General features: G+C 45.9%; 16 protein-coding genes. 8 read left to right on the top strand and 8 right to left on the bottom strand.

Features of this window, described 5'->3' with window-relative positions; translation table 11 throughout:
• A partial coding sequence (locus tag KDK15_RS16740; protein ID WP_257296531.1) for a hypothetical protein occupies window positions 1–888 on the bottom strand: 888 nt, incomplete at its 3' end.
• 383 nt (window positions 889–1271) lie between these two features.
• Between KDK15_RS16740 and KDK15_RS16745 the strand changes: the two genes are divergently transcribed.
• Window positions 1272–1724 carry a bacterioferritin gene (locus tag KDK15_RS16745; RefSeq protein ID WP_257296532.1) on the top strand — a complete coding sequence of 151 codons (453 nt, stop codon included), beginning with the start codon at window positions 1272–1274 and terminating at the stop codon, window positions 1722–1724.
• A gap of 192 nt (window positions 1725–1916) precedes the next feature.
• On the opposite strand, the gene KDK15_RS16750 is transcribed toward KDK15_RS16745, so the two are convergent.
• Entirely contained in the window at window positions 1917–2300 is a 384-nt protein-coding gene (locus KDK15_RS16750; RefSeq protein WP_257296533.1) for a DUF2237 family protein, read from the bottom strand.
• Between the two features lie 54 nt (window positions 2301–2354).
• Window positions 2355–4460, bottom strand: coding sequence for a serine/threonine-protein kinase (locus KDK15_RS16755; protein WP_257296534.1), 2106 nt, complete (start codon window positions 4458–4460; stop codon window positions 2355–2357).
• A 112-nt stretch (window positions 4461–4572) separates the two neighbouring features.
• Between KDK15_RS16755 and KDK15_RS16760 the strand changes: the two genes are divergently transcribed.
• From KDK15_RS16760 to KDK15_RS16775, 4 genes are all read left to right on the top strand, one after another.
• Window positions 4573–5298 carry an F-box protein gene (locus tag KDK15_RS16760; protein WP_257296535.1) on the top strand — a complete coding sequence of 242 codons (726 nt, stop codon included), beginning with the start codon at window positions 4573–4575 and terminating at the stop codon, window positions 5296–5298.
• A gap of 110 nt (window positions 5299–5408) precedes the next feature.
• A complete protein-coding gene (locus tag KDK15_RS16765) occupies window positions 5409–5879 on the top strand; it encodes a SycD/LcrH family type III secretion system chaperone (RefSeq protein WP_257296536.1) in 471 nt (156 codons plus the stop codon).
• Window positions 5880–5901: 22 nt separating this feature from the next.
• Complete coding sequence (locus KDK15_RS16770) at window positions 5902–7122, top strand: hypothetical protein (protein ID WP_257296537.1); 1221 nt, start codon at window positions 5902–5904, stop codon at window positions 7120–7122.
• A 221-nt stretch (window positions 7123–7343) separates the two neighbouring features.
• Entirely contained in the window at window positions 7344–8060 is a 717-nt protein-coding gene (locus KDK15_RS16775; protein ID WP_257296538.1) for an SIMPL domain-containing protein, read from the top strand.
• Window positions 8061–8178: 118 nt separating this feature from the next.
• On the opposite strand, the gene KDK15_RS16780 is transcribed toward KDK15_RS16775, so the two are convergent.
• Complete coding sequence (locus KDK15_RS16780) at window positions 8179–9375, bottom strand: ankyrin repeat domain-containing protein (protein ID WP_257296539.1); 1197 nt, start codon at window positions 9373–9375, stop codon at window positions 8179–8181.
• A gap of 323 nt (window positions 9376–9698) precedes the next feature.
• On the opposite strand from KDK15_RS16780, the gene prmB reads away from it, so the two are divergent.
• Window positions 9699–10646: a 50S ribosomal protein L3 N(5)-glutamine methyltransferase gene (gene prmB, locus KDK15_RS16785; protein WP_257296540.1), complete on the top strand. Its 948-nt coding sequence runs from the start codon at window positions 9699–9701 to the stop codon at window positions 10644–10646.
• A 55-nt stretch (window positions 10647–10701) separates the two neighbouring features.
• Window positions 10702–11784 (top strand): chorismate synthase, encoded by a 1083-nt coding sequence (aroC, locus tag KDK15_RS16790; RefSeq protein ID WP_257296541.1) that lies wholly within the window; start codon window positions 10702–10704, stop codon window positions 11782–11784.
• Between the two features lie 78 nt (window positions 11785–11862).
• On the opposite strand, the gene KDK15_RS16795 is transcribed toward aroC, so the two are convergent.
• Both KDK15_RS16795 and KDK15_RS16800 read right to left on the bottom strand, forming a co-directional pair.
• Entirely contained in the window at window positions 11863–12906 is a 1044-nt protein-coding gene (locus tag KDK15_RS16795) for a hypothetical protein (RefSeq protein ID WP_257296542.1), read from the bottom strand.
• A gap of 156 nt (window positions 12907–13062) precedes the next feature.
• Window positions 13063–14991, bottom strand: a complete 1929-nt coding sequence (locus KDK15_RS16800; protein ID WP_257296543.1) for a long-chain fatty acid--CoA ligase — start codon at window positions 14989–14991, stop codon at window positions 13063–13065.
• A 284-nt stretch (window positions 14992–15275) separates the two neighbouring features.
• On the opposite strand from KDK15_RS16800, the gene KDK15_RS16805 reads away from it, so the two are divergent.
• Window positions 15276–17612: a hypothetical protein gene (locus tag KDK15_RS16805; RefSeq protein ID WP_257296544.1), complete on the top strand. Its 2337-nt coding sequence runs from the start codon at window positions 15276–15278 to the stop codon at window positions 17610–17612.
• Between the two features lie 11 nt (window positions 17613–17623).
• Here the strand turns inward: KDK15_RS16805 and KDK15_RS16810 are convergent, their stop codons facing one another.
• Window positions 17624–19066, bottom strand: coding sequence for a TrkH family potassium uptake protein (locus KDK15_RS16810; protein WP_257296545.1), 1443 nt, complete (start codon window positions 19064–19066; stop codon window positions 17624–17626).
• 113 nt (window positions 19067–19179) lie between these two features.
• Entirely contained in the window at window positions 19180–20157 is a 978-nt protein-coding gene (locus tag KDK15_RS16815) for an MDR family oxidoreductase (RefSeq protein WP_257296546.1), read from the bottom strand.
• Window positions 20158–20337 lie beyond the last annotated feature (180 nt).

Raw genomic sequence — 20337 nt, forward strand, 5'->3', positions numbered from 1 at the left:
CTGGCCATTCAACAGCAGGCCCCTCAGGCAACATTGTTCTTTAAAGCGGGCCAGCTCCAGTATTGCTTTGGTGGCCTGAAAATCCTTAACCACCGCATCCGGTGTGACCTGCTGGCCATTCAACACCAGGTCCCTCAGGCAACATTCCGCTTTGAAGCGCGCTATCTCCAGTGTTGCTTTGGCTGCCTGATAATCATTAACCACCACATCCGGTGTGACCTGCTGGCCATTCAACACCAATCCCCTCAGGCAACATTCTCCTTTGAATCGCGCTAGCTCCAGTGTTGCTCTGACTGCCTGATAACCCTTAACCACCGCATCCGGTGTGACCTGCTGGCCATTCAACGCCAGGCCTCTCAGGCAACACTCTTCCTTAAAGCGCATTACGCCCAGTTTGCCCCCCGGACTATCCGGGAAATCCTTAACCACCGCATCCGGTGTGACCTGCTGGCCATTCACCGGCAGGTTCCTCAGGCAACATTCCGCTTTGAAGCGCGCTATCTCCAGTGTTGCTCTGGCTGCCTGATAATCCTTGATCACTCCATCCGGTGTGATCTGCTGGCCATTCAACGTCAGGCCTCTCAGGCAACATTCTTCCTTAAAGCGCGCCAGCTCCAGTGTTGCCCTGGTTGCCTGATAATCCTTGACCACTCCATCCGGTGTGACCTGCTGGCCATGCAATGGCAGGCTCCTCAGGTAACATTCCGCTTTGAAGCGTACTATCGCTAATTGGTACTTATTATGCCGATCTGGCTTCTGGTTGAATTTTCGAATGACCTGATCCGGGGTGACTTTTCTATTGTCATGTAAAATGTTCTGTAAGCAGAGCTTTTGCAGGAAGAAGCCGCTTCTTATCGACGAACTATCATTTCTATAGGCTTTAAGCACATCAGCCGTGGTGATTTTACGGCTTTGTAACGGTTTATTTTTCCAAAAGCTGTCTTCAATATGTTTGCCACCATCCGGGATAAAGGCTTTGCCTCTTTGAGGCAGATGGTTTGAGACTTTTTTGCCGTTAAATGTACTTCTGGAGCGGTTAGGAAGCCGACTTGAACCGGCTGGTTGGTCAACCCGGCCAGCAGGCTTTGGTTGGGAGTAGGTCGATGCGGTTGCTTTCAGAATAAAACCCTGAACAACTGGACTTTAAATACCGCCTTTTGACCTCGAAATGATTATTAGGTTCTTGAACTGGTGAAATATCATCCCAACTGGTTCACTGATAATTCTGACTATACTTTCATGTTCAAATATAACCTTGAGATGAGGTGTTTATGTTCGCTGAGCAGCAGGCCGTAGTGGTCAAGTTGAACCAGATTCTGGGGCATGAGCTGGCAGGGGTTGTTCGATACAGTCACTACAGCTTTATGGTTTTTGGCTATAGCAGGATTCCTATTGTTGAATGGTTTCGTTCAGCAGCAACAGAAACGCTGAATCATGCCTATGAAGCGGGTGAAATGATCACTTACCTTGGTGAGCACCCCTCCCTTGGCATTGGTGGGCTTTTGGAAACCTCAAAACATGATATTCACGACATCCTTATGGAATCTCTGGATTTTGAAAAGCAGGGGGTAAAGTACTATTACGATCTATTGGAACTTGCTGAGAAAGATAAACTGGTGGTGGTGGAAGAGTATGCACGCCGCTTGATTGCAGATGAAGAAACTCATATAGGCGACATAGATAAAATGTTGAGGAAACCGGGCGAGATCGCCAGCGTGGTTTAGTTGGGTTGTTATTTATCTGGTTTTCCACTCCTTAGTCGCAGTCAGGGTTTAATCAAACTGGCTGCGAGTTCTTCAATGCTCAATGACCTCATCTCAGCAGTCCTGGCAATGGCTACACTCCCTGGGTTGTGCCTTGCATAGTAATACCAATGCCACCTTGCCACAAATATACGATTCCATTTGGCCAACTACTTAGCTGAGATCAATGGCAAACTGCTTCAAAACAGTCAGCTCAATCACCTTCAGTGTATTGATATGGGTCGCCCGGATATAAACCGGAGGCGCTACATTGTTTTCAAATGCTTCTTGCCATCGTGCTGCACACAGGCACCATCGGTCTCCGGCCTTGAGCCCCGGAAAGTCCCATTCCTCCCGGGGAGTGATCAGGTCATTGCCTTTAGACAGTGAGTATTGAAGAAATTCATCAGTCATTTGAGCACAGACCGTGTGCCCCCCCTTATCATCAGGGTGGGTATGGCAGAAACCGTCACGAAAAAAGCCGGTGACAGGATCCTTACAGCAGACTTCCAGTATGAGTCCAAGCACATTTTGCTGTTCGAAGAATGACTCGGCCATTTATTTCACTCCCACATTTATACTCTGCCTGTACGGCGGAACGCTGTGAATATATCAGGAATAGCAAGAATTAAAGTAAGGGTGCTCCAGCGCTTCAGTGGGGGACAGCCGTTTGCGAGGATCCAGTTCCGTTAGTGCATTGAAAAAGTCAGCAGCTTGTTTGCCTTCCTTTTTCAGAAGCTTCTGGTATGCATCCTCTCTCATTATTTCTAGTTCGGCTACAGCCTTTTTAAAAGGCGTCTTACGACTCCTCATGTCTTTAGTAACGTGCATTATAGGGTCACCACCTAAACACATTTCAGCAAACGTACATCCCAGGGCCCAGGAGTCTGCCCTGTCATTAGGATAGTTGGTCAAACGATACAGTTTTTCTGGCGACATATAGCATGGTGTTCCGCTGTCAACTTGTTTAATCCCTTCCATTTTTTTTGCCAACCCAAAATCACATATCTTCACGACACCTTTTGTATTAATCAGGATATTTTCAGGTTTAATATCATGATGCTGGTAACCGGCTTTAAATAGTGTGCTAATGCCCCTGGTAGCCTGAAAAAAAGTTGTTTTTAGCTCTTCGCCCTCAAAAAGACCATCCTCTTCTGATGATTTCAGCAAATCCTGACCGCCAAATTCCATAAGGGCGTATTTATGATCTGATCTTCCTCGACTCAGGGAGACGAGGTTGACAATATTCTTTGTGCTTCCACCGGTACTTGCTATTGCCCGCTGAATTCTTATCATCTGTGCGCATTCATTTCTGCGCGCAGTATCATTAGCAACCTTTTTAAGGGCAAATTCTTGATCGGTCTGCCTGTGAACCACAAGGTCCACAACACCAAAAGCCCCTTGACCTAATGTCTCGATCATATCTAAATCTTTTTCGGGTATGATCTGGTAATTGTACTCAGCATCGATAGAGGCACCTTTAAAAGTAATAGGTGCTGCCGGTTGAAGACCAAGAAGTGCATTGGATTGCCCATTTTGTTGCAAAAGCGGTGTAAGAGTTTTCCCGGTTACTGAAGAACCTCTTCTCATTTTGTTATTCAGGTTGCCTGCCGGTTCAGGGATTATCTTATGTTGATTTACTAACTCCCTAGTTGCACTTGCTGTATTGGCCTGAATTTTTTGGCAGTATTTTTTAGCGTATAAGGGAAACCTGTTAAGAAACGGTTTTACTGTTTTTTCTCTAAAATTCGTAATATCTTTTGATAATTGTTTGTTCTCTCCCAAATTATTCCGTTCAAGGCAAAAGTATTTTATTTCACTTACATCCCTTATGAATGTATTAGCCATCATCTCACATATTTCTTTTTCGTACCTATAAACTAAACTTCTATCAATGTGCTCGGCAGCATTAAGCAGGTTTTCTATAGCATGGCACTTTTTTATAGCCATGTTAAAGTCTTTTCTCGGGTCACCATCGTATGGGATACTTTTGAGATGTTTCGGCATTGCCTCCACAAGAACTTCCATTTGTTGATGTATTTTTTGGTTCAGTGAATCTATTATTGTGTCTGGTACCTTATTGCCTGCCTTAAGCCTGTTCACTTCTTTTTTCAATGCAACAAGGCCTGCTCCCGATTTGCAACGATTGATTTCATGGGAGAGATAGACTTCAGTGTCTGATTCGATAAGCTTCCTGAACTGATTCTTGTCAAAAAAAGTGCACTCTTTTGGAATTTCATCAGGAAGTTTTAAAATACTGTCAACGTGAGCTGATCTATTTTTGCCTTCCTGATCTTCCTGAACTTCTTCCATTAATACCTCGGCACGCCTCTTGGTCATGCCTTTTTCAAAATCATACATTCTGGTTCTTGAGGCAGATTTCTCCTCGTTGATAAATTTTTTATCAAAAAAATGATCAATACGTCTTCCCCATTTAGATACCAGTTTTCCATCGCTATCCAGTATCTTGGTGTCTTTTTTTGCTTCAATTCCCGAATACTTTGCTGCCTTAGGTTCAGCCAGTTTGATTTGTTCAGGGTTTATATTTAAAGGTGTGGTTACGCTGATACGTGCCATGTCTTGATCCGATGTTAGAAATCCGTCTATAAATAGTGCCTGTCCGAAAACTCCGTAAGCCATGAAAACAACGGTCACGGGTAAGTATAGCTGTTGGGAATTTTCACCATTGGCCATGGTTGCCCGAATATAAAGGCTCATTGACCCATAGCTGCATGGCTGTACTTTTATAAAAATGACTCTGATTCATTTTGCTATTCTTGTTCTCACTGTGGAAAGAAGCCCACACAGACATAACAGAACGGGATTATTTATGCACAAGACTGCTGCTGATCAAACAGGCCTGAACACATCTCTCCAGCAATCAGTTGTTTTTGAGCCGGGTGAGCAAGTGATATTTAAAGGACTGCCTGTTGAACTAATTCAAGAAATTGCTTCTTATTTACCGTTACCGGATCTTGTTCAACTAAAGCAGACATGTAGGGCTACAAACCACTGTATTAACTCCTTCATCATTAAAGAGGCAAAGCAAAGATACTCAGTTGGGTTTCGATATATGAATAAAGTTGAAATTAAAAAGCCAGATCTATATTCAGATCATATGCGGATGTTTCAAATAAACAATAATGGATCTTTAGTCAGTGACACGTTTAGGATTCCTGATATTAAGATGGTTTCACTTAATTTTGTTTTCACTCGGTTTTTATATCCGGATTATGAAATTCAAAAGCCTAAAGAAAGTAGAGGGCTAAACGATGCTCTTTCCATCCATATGGGGCAATTTGAAAATGGTAGATGCTTTATGCTGGCACTGAATCCCAGATTATCTAAAAGGTTTTTATCCTTTAGAAAACAGCATCAGATGATTGGGTATGCTGGCGATACAAACCCAACTCCATGGCTTAGTGAAAACAATCATTCGCTTTACTGTGGAAGGTCTTATGAAGAGGCAATAAAAACCTTTGAGCTGGCATGTCAAGGCACTGATATAGCAAATCACATCAGGAAATTGCTGGGATTTCACAGAATATACTATTAAATGGAATCATAAACTTCCTTATTTTTTTATTCGATAAAATTATGTTTATGTCGGTAAGTACTATACCTATATAGAATAACTTGTCTTTCTAATCTGCAGGGAAGCAGTATATGAATGATTCATTGTTCAGCTTGTCTGATGCCCAGGCAATGGCCATTGTGGGAGATTATATGGCGCGGGGAGGGAATCTTGCTGAAGCCAATAATATCAGTGAGGAGGCGCAGGAAGCCCTCTATGAATTGGCGTATCTGAAATATAATAACGGTTTGTACGATAAATCCGCCCATTTATTTCAATTTCTCTGCCTCTATGATCAGTGGAATCCTCGTTTTTTCACTGGCCTTGGTGCCTGCCAGCAAATGGTGAACCTTTATGGCGAGGCTATTGATACCTACCTTTACGCAATTTCTCTTGATGCCAATGATCCACATCCGATGATTTATGTGGGTGATTGTTATGTCGCCCTGGGGCAGCATCAAAAAGCGAGGCTTGCTTATCAGGCGTCTGTTTTAATGGCCAATGAATCCGGCATAACCTGTCCTGAGTTAAGCCGGGTAGAAAAAATGATTAATGAGTTTTGATGGCAGTGAAAGGAGTGAGGTTATGAGTGAGGTATCGGGGGCCGGGGATTTACAGCCCGGGCGACTGGAGCCTGTGCCAGCAGAGTTTCTAGCGGGGCAGCCCGTAAAAGAGGCGGTTGACAAGGTTACTTCCGGTTACGATCAGACTAATTATGTTTTACAAAATCAGGCTGCCAGGGCTGAAGATCTCCCTGCAGCACCTGTGATACCGGTTCCAACACTGCAACCGGCTCTTCCTGGTGCAACGGCGGCTTCATCTGAAGATATTAGGGGGCTTCTGGCAACAGCTCTGGTTATCAGAGACTCTCTGGGGCAAAAGTCTCCAGGAGAAGATGTCGAGCCTGTGCCGGGTGGCTCATCAGAGGCTGTGCCAGAGGATCCACCGGGGCAGCCATCACTGGAGGAGTCAACCGTTATGGTGTCTACATCTACACCATTACAGAATATGGTGACAAAGGTCCAATCTGCACTGCCAGAAGCCACGGATACGGCGGAAGTGATGGGCGTCTACGAAAGCAATGTCAGGCAGCTGACAGAGACCATCCAGCAAACTTCCGGTGCAGGATTATCAGCACCTCTTCAGGTATTGAGCGTTGTTGCTGCTAATGTGTCCCCATCTGTTGCACATACGGGCTCACTGGCGTTGCAAAGGGTGATTGATGATATTGTTTCAATCAATCGCAATAGCAGGGAGGCATCTGTCCATGGCGTAAAGGGCGTTCAGCAGAACAGTGCCGATCTTTATGGAATGCCGGAACATGTGCGGTTAAGTCTATTGTCCCAGAGGCTGGGCATTGATCTGGAGCCATTAATCAGGACTCGTGAAGAGTTCCTTGAGGGCATTCTTGTCACCCAAAGGGGCATACTGCTTGCTATTGAAGCCATGTCCAATGCAGAATTTTTCGAGATCTTGAAAGAGCGATTACGAGAAGAGCAGATCAAAGCAGATCAGGTCAAAGAAGGCCAGAACAAAGAAGTGGTGGACAAACTGAAGCAGGCCATTGCTGCACTTAAAGCCGGTGAGCCGAAAGCGGCTGCTGAAGTGCTGAACTCTGCAAGCCTGATCACCACCGCTATTGAACAGATTGTTGACCGCTATACATCCGATGAAACGCCCGGGAGTCTCAGGCAGCATTTGCAAGAGCATCTTACCCCGGTTCTGGATAGTGTCACCCGACAAGGCTCATACCAGGATATGATGAATAAACGGGTGGAACTGCTGCAATCCGCAAAAAAAGTCTAAGGTTCTGGGCAAATCTTCAGTTGTCTGGTCACAATGGAAAGTGATTGGCAATTATCAGGGCAGGATTAATGTACCCACGGTAAAGGTCTGTGCCGACCTGGCTTCGCTGTTTTACTGATTATCTGGTAAATAAGATGACTTAACCGCTGAATCTGATAATTTATCGGGGCCCAGTGATGGGGTTCATTATTTTTTAACAAAAGCATTCAGGTGTAAGTAACATGAGTACCGGTAGAATCAGTGCCCTGATATTGGGCATTTCTGTTTTTCTGGGGCTTTCCTGTCTGGGGTATTTGTTGGCGAATGCTGCCATTGAGTACAAGCAGTATGAGAGAAGCGTCACGGTCAAAGGGTTGTCAGAGGGTGAATATCAGGCAGACGTTGTGATCTGGCCCATTCAGTTTTCAGCGGCAGATAATGATTTGAAATCTCTTTATCGCACGCTTGAGAACAATATCGACAGAATCAGGGAGTTCCTGGAAAAGAGTGGTATCGCGGCTGAGGACATCAGTCTGATGTCGCCTGATATTACCGATAATTCGGCCAATCAATACGGCAGCAGCAGTCGTCCGGAGTTTCGCTATACCGCCCTGCAAACCATTACTGTCTATTCCCGTCATATTGAAGCGGTGCGTTCAGTGATGGGCAAGCTATCGGACCTTGGGCGGGAAGGCATTGTGTTTACCGGGGGGAATTATGGTTCACAGCCGGAGTACCTGTTTACCCGGTTAAATGATGTTAAGCCGGAAATGATTGAGGAAGCGACCCGTAAAGCCCGGGAAGTGGCGGAAAAGTTTGCCTCGGATTCGCAAAGCGAACTGGGCAAAATCAAGAGAGCCTCCCAGGGGCAGTTTTCGATCAATGACCGTGACCGGAATAACCCTCATATTAAGAAAGTCCGGGTGGTTGCGACGATTGAGTATTATCTGTCCGATTGATGATCGCAGGTTATCTGCTGACTTTTAAACAGTCGTTACCCGTGGGCATACTATTAGATTTGCGAAGCCCGCTATTGCTCCCTGGGCACTCGCAAATCTCGCTTTTTCCCTCGGAAATTTATGTCCTCTGGGTACGATAAGGCGGTGGGGGCAGTAAAGCCCCTTGAGTGGCCATCTCATAACTTGGGGGAGAGGTGCTAAAGCTCTCCATCGCCAATTCTCTTTGCACAGATTGAGAGAGTTCATCTCTGATGCGCCTGTTCAATTCAACGGAATTAAGCCGACTAAACTCATTGATGTCGAGGGTATCCCTGCTTTGAAAATCCGCAGATAAGAGTAAGAGGAAATGCCGCTTGACTGTCACTTTGTCACTGTCCAGAATTTGCCTGCAAAATTCTTCGGATGCAATCATTTTTTCTCTCAGGGGATTTCCTAAGTTAAAAAACAATCCCTTTGATAATTTATGAATGAAAATAGTCACCAGATTTACGGCAGTTCCTTCGGGTTTACCGGGATCCAGATCCGGGCGGTCAAGTAGTGTAAGTGCTAAATCGAGGTTATTTAACAATATGGCCTGACCAATAAGGCTAACAGGGATCTTTCCTCTACTCGTCATATAAAATGATGATTGTGGAGGAAATTCAATATGAAAGAAAGATTTAAAAGGTCCCAGATAGTGAAATTCTATTTTTGTATTTACCTGGGTTCTGGGATCGCTGGCAAGTAATACACTGATTCCACCTCTGTTTTTGGCTCCTACCTGACTGTTTACTAATTCCGTTGGTGTCATCATTATTTCAATGTATAAATCTTGAATATAATTGATGCTGTTCAGGTCGGTTTCCTCGCTTTGCAGTAACACCTTCATTGTTTTTGATGTGAAATTAGCAGGTGAATAGCTAGAGCGCTTGCCACTGACAGGAAACAGGAGGGGGAGGGTATCTTTTTCATAACTACTACTTGCCAACACTGTATTCGGTGATGCTCCATAGTTAATTAACAATTGAAATGCTTCAGTGTTGCCATGGATTGCCGCCTGAATGGCCGGGTTTTGATTTTGTTGCTTCAAACAAAGTCGCAAAGATGTCGGGTGGCTGTCAAGAATACGGTTGATCAGTTTAGTATCGTTATATTTGGCTGCTTGCATTAATGCTGCATCCGGTCCTCTTGTTTTCAGGTGCAATTTGTTAACTTTATGCTGAGTCCAGGAGCAGGTCTGTGCCTCACTGTTCTGTTGTCCTCGAGTTGAATGGCTACTACCAGGCAGGGTGTGATTCTCAAGAATTTGGCTATTGGGTGCTCCAGTGGCTATCATCTGTTTTCTCCATTGGTTACATTTTTTTGATTATTATTTCTTTAAAAAGTTCAACGGTACCTTTTTTTATTCAATCCGGGTATTAAATCGAATCCGCTGATATGGTTCACAACTGGCGTATCTGCTTACCCGGTTGAATGATGTTAAGCCAGAAATGATTGAGTATTCTCTATCCGATTGATGATCACCTCAGGTTATCTGCTAACTGTTAAACAGTCGTTACCCGTGAGCAAGGAATATGCTATTTTAAGCCGCCTAAATAAGGCAGTAAGGGTTCGGCCCAGCGTGAAAATCCCGGGCGTTTCGAATCCGAAGGAGCAAATGTGACAGGTTCCAATGAGTCCTGCGAAGGGCTGGTGTCTATTCGAGACTTTGTACGCTGGGGAGCAACCCGCTTTAGTGAGGCGGGTTTGTTCTTTGGTCATGGCAGTGATAATGCGCTGGATGAGTCCCTGCATCTGGTTTTCCAGGTATTGCAGCTACCCTGGGATCTTCCCGACAACTATCTTGACAGTCGTTTAACCCTCCGTGAACGTGAAAAACTGGCCAACCTGATTGAAGAGCGGGCGGTCAGTCGTAAACCCCTGGCCTATCTGGTCAATCAGGCGTGGTTCTGTGATATGCCATTTTATGTGGATGAGCGGGTTCTGGTCCCCCGTTCCCCCATTGCCGAACTGATCCTCCAGCAGTTCCAGCCCTGGCTGGGGGATGTCGAGGTCAGTCGTGTGCTTGACCTGTGTTCCGGTTCCGGGTGTATTGGCATTGCTGCAGCCCATGCTTTTCCTGAATCCCAGGTGGATTTGCTGGATATTTCTGAAGACGCCCTGGAAGTGGCCAATGTCAATATTGATCGCCACGAACTCTGGGGCAGGGTTCAGGCCATTAAGTCGGACCTGTTTGATTTCCTGGATGCTTTGCCAGAGCGTCCAGGGTATCAATTGATTCTGAGTAATCCACCCTATGTGGATGCTGAAGATCTGTCCGATATGCCGGAAGAGTTCACCCACGAACCCGAGCTGGGTCTGGCCGCTGGCGATGACGGGCTTGATTTCGCCCGTGCCATTCTGGCACAGGCTGCTGATTACCTGGATGACCAGGGGCTGCTGGTGCTGGAAGTGGGCAATAGTCAGTGGGCTTTACAGGATGAGTATCCGGAAGTACCGTTGGTCTGGCCTGATTTCGAAAAAGGCGGTCATGGTGTTCTGGTTCTGTCCGCTGAAGATTGCAGAAAATATCAGTCTTTGTTCAAGAATCGTTTAAAAGCCCTGTAAGGGGCTGTTAACCACTGTTGGAATTTTCTGAAAATAACAATGAGATCGCTTAAGCATGGCAGGAAATAGTATAGGACAACTGTTCAAGGTCACTACCTTTGGGGAGTCTCACGGTGTGGCACTGGGCTGTATTGTTGACGGTTGCCCCCCGGGGTTGCCATTAACGGAAGCGGATCTTCAGGTTGACCTGGATCGTCGTAAGCCTGGTACCTCCAAATTCACCACCCAGCGTCGTGAGCCGGATCAGGTCAGGATCCTTTCCGGCGTTTTTGAAGGGGTGACCACCGGTACTCCCATCGGCCTGTTAATTGAAAACCAGGATCAGCGCTCCAGGGATTACTCCAATATCAAGGATCTGTTCAGACCCGGTCATGCTGATTACACCTACACCCATAAATACGGTGTTCGGGATTATCGTGGTGGTGGCCGTTCATCCGCCAGGGAAACGGCCATGCGAGTGGCTGCTGGCGCTATTGCCCGCAAGTACCTGCAGTCTCAGGGTATTGAAGTGCGTGGCTGGTTGTCCCGGATCGGTGATATCCAGGTCGAGAAGCTGGACTGGGATGAAGTGAGAAACAACCCGTTCTTCTCGCCAGACGCGGACAAAGTCCCGGAAATGGAAGCGTTGATTACCAGCCTTCGTACCGAAGGTAACTCCGTGGGCGCTCGTGTTTCGGTTATGGCGACCGGTGTTCCGCCGGGGCTTGGTGAACCGGTTTTTGATCGCCTTGATGCGGATCTGGCCCATTCACTGATGAGCATTAATGCGGTAAAAGGCGTTGAAATAGGTGATGGATTTGCCAGTGTCCGTCAGAAAGGTACAGAGCACCGGGATGAGATTACCCCGGATGGCTTCCTGTCAAACCATGCTGGTGGCACCCTGGGTGGTATCAGTACCGGGCAGGATGTGGTTGCTCATATTGCCCTGAAGCCAACTGCCAGCATTACCACAGCAGGAAAGTCGATTAATAGCCAGGGCGAGCCGGTGGAGGTCATCACCAAAGGGCGCCATGATCCCTGCGTGGGTATTCGCGCAGTACCCATTGCTGAAGCGATGGTGTCGATTACCCTGATGGATCATTTTCTGCGGCATCGGGCACAGAATGCCGATGTCGTCAGTCCTATACCGGTTGTTTGAAGCATAAAAAAGGCCAGTGACCGAAATGGACACTGGCCTGAGTTCACGCTGAATCTCTGCACGGACAGGATTTTCAGGTTAAGAGCGAGCCGATCTGTTGGCTCCCTCAGCCTCAATAAATTTCAATACATTTGTGAAATCACTCTGGGTCTGGTTTGCTTGCCACTGTTTTAGAGTTTTTTCGACAGTTTCCAAACCATCAACATCACCACTATCAAAGATTGCCTTGATATCAGATTGCCACTGCTGACCCTCAATATAAGCAGGATTGTTGAATTTTTCTAACAGTTCGCTGGCCCCATTTTTCATATCTACCGGCATGGTCGATGGCGCTGTGGTTTCTGTTACTTGTTTTGGTTCAAGTTTGATCAAGGTTTTCATAGCTTTTCTGTTCGTGGCGCGAGCTTCCTTAATTTCTTTCATACGATCTTTGTAAGCCTGTTTTGCCGTGGCAATATTTTTTTCTTTTTGAGCCTTTAACTTACTCTTTTCCGTCTTATACTCGCCCAGGCTGGAATTGACATGAACCGCTTTCTGGCTCCCTTTTTCGGTATTTTGGCGATAACCCTGCTTAAGTTCTGCAATGCTTTTTTTATAATCTGTTTCCTGCTCCGCTATGGCATTTTTCATTACCTTTTTGGCTTTTGCCATTTCCTGTTTGTATTCTTGAATTGTTGCCTTGCTTAGATCCCAGTAGGCAGAAAGAATTTGACCTTCCAGCTTGAGCAGAGCCTCTTTTGCTTCAGTCAACTTGCCCTTATTATCACAGTGCTCTTGAAAACAATCCTGTGTTTCGGAATTCTGGAAATGCTCTTTAATATTCTTGACTTGTGATTTTATCTGGCCTTTACTTATTGAATTTATTTCTATGTTTTCAAAACCGTTGTCACTATTGGTTGGGATTTCCAGATTTTTTATTTTCTTAAGATCTTTGCCACTGAAATCATCTTTATTAAATAATTTCAAAGCATCTGAAAATTTACTTTCAAACTTTTTAACCTTATTCTCTAGTTCCTTGACTTCTTTCTTACTTTCTTTCAACTGAGAAGCCAGCTCATTGTATACCTCTACGGAATTTTTTGAGCCTGACTTTCCATGTTGCACTGGTAATTTACTGGCCATTTCCTTATGAAAAGAACTCGGTGCAGGAAACACCATACCCGTCTATTGATCAGTGAATTATAGTTTCAGCCGTTAAAAACCTTGGCTCATAAAAAGCAAGAGTATTAAACAAAGGTATCCGTTTGGATACCTTTGTTGTGATGCAATGGATGATTATCAGGCTTTGCTGGGAGTGTACATGGCCTCAATCTCTTTCTGAAACCGCTTCATAATAATTTCACGACGCAGTTTCAGGGTTGGCGTGATCTCACCCAGCTCAATGGAGAACTCTTTGGGCAGCAGCGTGAATTTCTTCACCTGCTCGAATTTAGCCAGGCCTTGCTGGATTTTATTGACCCGCTCCTGGATCAGTTCCTGAATGCTGCTGTGCTGAATCAGTTCCCTGTGGTTGTGGTATTTCAGGTTCAGCGCTTTGGCGTGTTCTTCCAGAGCCTCAAAGGCGGGAACAATCAATGCCGTTACGTAGTTTCTGGCATCGGCAATAATGGCAATCTGTTCGATAAAGCGGTCTTTGGTCAGCGTACCTTCGATGTATTGTGGTGCGATGTATTTACCGTTGGAGGTCTTCATCAATTCCTTGATACGTTCGGTCATACGCAACGCGCCGTTCTCATCAATCAGACCGGCATCGCCGGTGTGCAGCCAGCCGTCTGCGGTGAAGGTTTTTGCCGTTTCTTCCGGCTTCTGGTAATAGCCGCGCATGACGGTATCGCCTTTAACCTGAATTTCACCGTCTGCACCGATGCGCACCTGTATGCCCGGTAAAGGGATACCACAGGAACCAAATTCAAATTCAGTGTCACGGAAACAGGTCACGGTTGCCACGGTTTCCGTCATGCCGTAACCCACTTTCACATCAATACCAATGGCATGGAAGAAACGGTTGATGTCGTCATCAAGACGAGCGCCACCACAGGGTATAAACCGGATGTTACCGCCCAGGCCTGCACGAATTTTGCTGAATACCATTTTGTCCGCGATATGATTGAGCTTCTCCAGATAAGCAGGAGCCTCAGCACCTTTGCGGTGGTATTCCATATGGGCGTTGCCGATGTTAACCGCGGTATTAAACATCATGCGCCGAATAAATGGCGCTGTGGAAATTTTCCCGTGAATGGTCGTATAGACTTTTTCAAAGAATCTGGGAACGACACAAAGCACCGTTGGCTGAACGGTTTTCAGCGCTGTGCTGACCTGATGAGGGTCTTTGAGGTAGACATTGGTGGCACCACGGGCAAGCACATAAAAACTCCAGGCACGCTCAAAAATATGGCTCAGTGGCAGGAAGCACAGCGAGGTGTCCAGACTGTCCAGATGGATGATCTGGTCATGGCCACGGAAGCTGGCTGCCATGTTGGCATAGTCCAGCATAACGCCTTTGGGCTCGCCCGTGGTGCCTGAGGTATAGATCAGGGTAAAGAGGTCTTCCATGCAGCGGGAATTCAGTCTCTCTTCGAGAATGGCCTGCTCAACACCGTGCTGGATAAAGTCGTCAAAATAGATAGCCTGTGGGCAGTTATCAATATCAACCGACCGATCAAAGACAACAAGAGTCTTTAATGTGGATGACTGGGCCAGTAACTCAAGCGCGCTATGGTATTGTGCCTGTTCACCCACAAATAGCAGGCTGGCTTCTGTCTCATCGAGAATGTATTTTACCTGTTCCGTGGTGCTGGTGGGGTACAGTGGTACGGTAACCAGTCGTGCCTGAAGGCAGGCCAGGTCGGCTACTGTCCACTGAGGCATGTTCTGGGACCAGATACCCACTTTCGCCTGTACCTGCAGGTTTTGTTTCAGCAATGCCCGGGAAGCCTGGTCAATCTTTTTACTGAGTTTATGCCAGCTGACTTCCTGCCACTCTTTATGATCAGCATCCCGATCAGCGCTTTGAGTGGCGAAGCGCATGGCGATATGTTCCGGGTTGCGCTGGGCACGATCACGGATCTGGCTGATCAGGTGCCTATTCAAGGGGGAGTTCATCGGCACAGAACGTATTCTCAACAGCTGGATAAAAATGTAAACAACAAAATGACGGATGCCTGATGTTACAGGATGGCTTGGAAGACCAAAATTGATCCAGATCATTTTTGGTGAAATCCAGAGCGGGAAAACGTAACGGTTAGTAACGATAATTACTGATTGTAAACAGTGTCAATCATTTTGTGAAACAACTATAGATTATACTATCTCTGATCTGCAGCATCTGTTTCATATCTTCTCAGGGCTTGACCCTGAAGCCAGATAGATCAGGTTGCTAGTGATGAGCCGCTCTTTGAGCGGAGCCCGTAATATAAAGCTTACCCAACATGCTTCTGTAAAACAGCCAAATGCCTGAAGAAGGCTCCTACTAATGGTTTAATGAATTAATTATGATTTCCTCAAAGTGTAATTTATTCCATTCTGATTATGCATCCTCGGGAACCGAGATTGTCAAGTCTGAGACTGATGGCGATCCTTTACAAAGAAAACAGGTTCCGGCTCAAGCTACGGCTTCTGATCGTCTTTCAACGCGTACTGTAGAGCCAAAAGTTAGTAAAAAATATCTTGGCTCTTCAGGCTTTAGCTCTGTTTTTTTTGATGCCAGATCTCAGGAATATCTTCTTCTTGTAAAAGCCATCCGTGTTATAGAAAAAGGTCCGACGTTTAATGAAGATAAACTAGGTTCTGTTTCCAGAAAAAAAATGACCGTTTCTCAACTGAGGCAAATGAAGAATGACTTAAAAGTTGAAAATTATCTTAAGTTGAGAGAGTTGGAGCGTATTTCAAATAAAATTTTTTCTCTTTCAGTGGATTCTCAAGAAGAAATAAGACAACAAGACATTGCTTGTCTTCTTGAGATATTGTCAGATTTTTACAGCCCTGATCATTTTATAAGATGTATGTTATGTATTACGCAAAAAGTGTATAGAGATCATTTTAAAGCCATTAAAGTATCCATGGATGCGCCCATCACGGCTGCGCTAATCAACAAGCTTGAATCTGTGAAATCACCAATACTTGATGCCGTCAAGCATGAGTTAGGAGAAATTGTTGAGCTGATTTTCAGGATTGTACTTAGCAAGGACGATGTGGGGATGATATCATCTTTTCGACAATGGTATTTATTTTGGGAGTCGTATTTTATGTTAAATATTATCCGCAGCTGCATTAATGTTGACGGCAGTCATTATTGTGCACCCTACTTTAGCCCAGAGCTACCGGTAAAAGTAGCTTTGAAATACTTTGGTCGATTGCCACACTTAAGTGAAAGGGAAAAAGAATTTCTGGAGTTGAAAAAGTATAGGGGTAATCTTGATGTAACCAAGATTCAGACGTTACATTTCAATTTGCTGATCGGAAAAGAGGTTAACACGGAACTGGTGATTTCCTGCGTAAAAGAGAGTTGTCAGATATTTCAACATAAGTCAGTCATTTTTGTTCATGATGAATTTGAGCATTATGGGTTGTTGCAGTTTTTGCATACTGCAACAGTTTGTGTATTAGAAAAATCTGAGCACGATGCACGAAGATTAATTGAATGTTACGAATACTTTTCCTTTCTGCAGCCTTCAGCAGGTGTATTGAAAAACTATATGCAGGCCAGGTGTGAAGAAATATACGGTGCTGTTGATACAGCCAGCTCTATTTATCAGTCTTTGGTCAGTGGAGAAAATCAAGTTCCGGTATTTGAAGAATTGATTCGTTGCCTGGAAAAAATGGGTGATAACGAGGCTGTATATAATGCCTGTATAAATGCTGCGGATTATTATAGAGATAAAAGTATTAAATGGAGAGAAGAGTTCTATGAGCACAAGGCTGTCGCTATTATGATGCTCATGACAAAGATGGATGATATTAAGGATGTTGATCAATCTACAGGTCAAGATGAGGCGGATGTCAGCCTCGTTCAGCCTGATATTGAACCACAAGCTAAAGTCGGCCGCAGTAAGAAGCAGAGCAGTAAGAAGCAGAAAGATAATAGAAAAAACAAAACTAAACGGGGAGTAGAAGATCGTACAACCGGTTTTCGACATAGGGAAAAAACAGAATCTGTTCAATCCTGTCCAACCGAACTGCCTTGCTCAGCAAGAAAAGTCGAAAAAGACACTGCTCACGTTGTGCATTCAGAGGCTGTGACAACCGGTTCTTCAGGGCCCGGAAGCGGAAACAATGAGCGGGATTACTGGAGAGAATTGAATGAGCTGTTTTTGGATTATTTTCACGTTCCTCATAAATACCGGGATGCTGTCGAAAGCCTTTGCCGGGAAGCCTGTCAGTTTTTTCCAAATGATATATGGATTCTTCACTCTGCGGGTTGGGGGTTTCATCTTATTGGTGATGAAAAAAAAGCCGCTGAGTTGCTATTGAAAGGTTTGCGTCAGTATCTGAACCGTTATTGCCATGAGGTGAAAAGCTATATACCTGTTGATATTTATGGCAACTTCGAACCTGCTCTGGATAGACTTAAGGCGCACCCTGAGATTACACCTGGCTCATCCGTCGGCCTCAATGTGGCCGCTTATTTAAGCTCTCTGGCGTATGTGTATCGGAATCTTGATAATCATTATGATCAGCAGATGCGTTCTTTGGCTAATTGGTTGAACCCCTCCAGGGAGGCCCGTAAAAAAGAAAAACTACAGTTATCTTTTACTCCAAAGGTGAATGTAATTACTGCGGAAGTTGAGCAAGTTATCAAAAGGAGTATGGTTTTTGGCCATGGCTGCTGATGACGACTGATTCAACCCTTCCAGAAAGCAGGCGTAAAAAGTACCAGGACGGTGATAACCTCAAGCCTGCCCAGCAGCATGCCGACGCTTAATAGCCATTTAGCGGCATCCGGTAGAGAGCTGAAGTTACCCGCAGGGCCAATGACGGCTCCCAGTCCGGGACCCACATTGGCTACGGCCGTCGTGGCTCCGGAAAGACTGGTGATGGGGTCGAGATCGCACAGGGACAGTATCAGGCTCATTAAAGCAATCAACAGGATGAAGAAGAAACTGAAACCGATTAACGAACGGAGTATGTCACTGCTGATTTGCTGGCCATTATAGGTTTGTACAAAACAGGCTCTGGGGTGAACCAGTTGTTTTAACTGGATGTTCAGAAGCTTGCCACCAATTTGAAACCGGAAAATTTTGATGCCTCCCGCTGTTGACCCCGAACAACCTCCCACCAATAACAGAAAGAAAAACGTGAGGGTGGAAAGACCACCCCACTGGGTGTAGTCACCGTAGGCAAAGCCGGTGGTGGTGATGGTTGACGTGGTATTAAATGAGACCAGGGTGAGTGACTGGGTAAAGGTGTAGTCAGAGTGAAAGCATAACCAGATGCTCAGAATCAGCCAGACCACCAGAAGAAAACCGATAAAGGCCTGTACCTGGGTATCTTGATAAAAGCAGTTAACGTCACCCCGCATGCAGCGAACAAAGAGAACAAAAGGGAGGCTGGCAAGTATCATGAAAATGGTGCTTGTCCAGATGATAAACGGGTTTTTAAATAATCCCATGGAAGCATCTGAGGTGGAATATCCGCCGGTAGAGACCGTGGTCATGGCATGGTTTATGGCCTCAAAGCCGGTCATGCCACCCAGGAAATAAAGGTACGCGCAGAGGGCCGTCATAATCAGATAGACAGTAACGATACCCTTGGCAATGCTTCCTGAGCGGGGCATGGCTTTCTCGGACCAGTCAGAAGATTCACTCTGGAACAACCTCATACCACCCACTTTGAGAAATGGCAGAACGGCAACCGCCATGACAATAAAACCAATACCGCCAAACCATTGCAGCAGTGACCGCCAGATCAGCACGCTGGGATGCATCTGATCCAGACCTGTCAATATGGTGGATCCGGTGGTGGTAATACCCGACATGGTTTCAAAAAAAGCATCGGTGTAACTGACGGGGAGTTTGAACCAGAAGGGCAGTGCTGCAAAAGTGCATACTGACAGCCAGCAGAGTGTGGTCAGGACAAAGACCTGCCTGGGCTTCATATTGAAGTGTTCTGGCTTGAAATTGATGGTCAGGGCTCCGCCGGTAATCAGCGTAATGGCTGCAGCAGCGACAAACTCCCAGATATCAGAATCGCCGGTTAGCAGGTCATAGATGACCGGAATCAGCATAAACTTGGCCATGGCGGTCAGGAACAGGCCAATCACATAGAGTACCGGACGGTGGTTCATTACTTTTCAATGGCATTTAATGAGAAATAAGAGTGATGGTACAAGTCGTTTTGGAGGGTAGTCAGATGCTTTTGTGGCATCGCATCTGACGAGTCTCGAAGCTGAAAGAGTGATTACAACTTAATCAGTGTTCTGCCGGTGACTTGTCCATTGGTAATGGCCTCTGCCAGTTCAGGCACTGCATCCAGTTCAACTTCTTTGGCAGCCTCGTTGTAGTAAGACTCTGGCAGCAGTTCAGCAATCCGGTTCCATGCCTGTATACGTTTTTCGATTGGGCACATTACCGAATCAACACCCAGAAGTTTAACGCCTCTGAGAATAAAAGGCATAACCGTGGTTGGCAGATCAAACCCACCGGCCAGACCGCAGGCGGCAACAGCCCCCTGGTAATCAACCTGCGCCAGTACTTTGGCCAGAACTTTGCTGCCGACGCTGTCAATGGCACCTGCCCAAAGCTGTTTTTCCAGTGGGCGTGCGGGTTCAAGCAATTCTGCACGATCAATAACCCGGTCAGCCCCGATGGACTTTAACCAGTCACTGTTTTCCGGGCGACCAGAAGCGGCGACAACCTGATAACCCAGCTGATCCAGCAGCGTTATGGCAACACTGCCAACCCCACCGCTGGCACCGGTGACTAGAATTTCACCTTTCTCAGGTGTAATGCCTGCGTCTTCCAGCGCCATGACACACAGCATGGCCGTCAGGCCTGCAGTACCAATAATCATGGCCTTGCGGCTGTCCAGTCCAGCAGGCATGGAAACCAGGTAGTTAGCAGGAACGCTGGCTTTTTCGGCCATACCACCCCAGTGGTTCTCACCAACACCCCAGCCAGTGAGGATAACGGAATCACCGGGCTGGTAACGGTCATCGCTTGAAGAAATTACCTGACCAGCGTAGTCGATACCCGGCACCATCGGAAAATCACGGATGATTTTTCCCTTCCCGGTGATGGCCAGACCATCCTTGTAATTCAGTGATGAATAGTCAACAGCAACAATAACATCCCCGGCTGGCAGGGTGGATTCATCCAGCTGTTCTGTAGAAGCGACAGTGTTGTTGTCCTGCTGGTTCAGTACTAACGCCTTGAACATAAACGATAATCTCTTAAAAAGGTTAAGGTGTGAACTATACTCCCGCAGCTGGCAGGTGGCGAGGATTGATTATTGCTGCTTTTATCCTGATTCAATTGGACTGGTTGTGTTTTTTTTACTTGGGCAGCTAAGTAGTTAACCAAATGAAATCATATTTTCTGACTAAGTGATCAGTCACTC

Origin of the sequence: Endozoicomonas sp. YOMI1 (assembly GCF_024606345.1) — a bacterium.
GTDB lineage: Bacteria > Pseudomonadota > Gammaproteobacteria > Pseudomonadales > Endozoicomonadaceae > Endozoicomonas.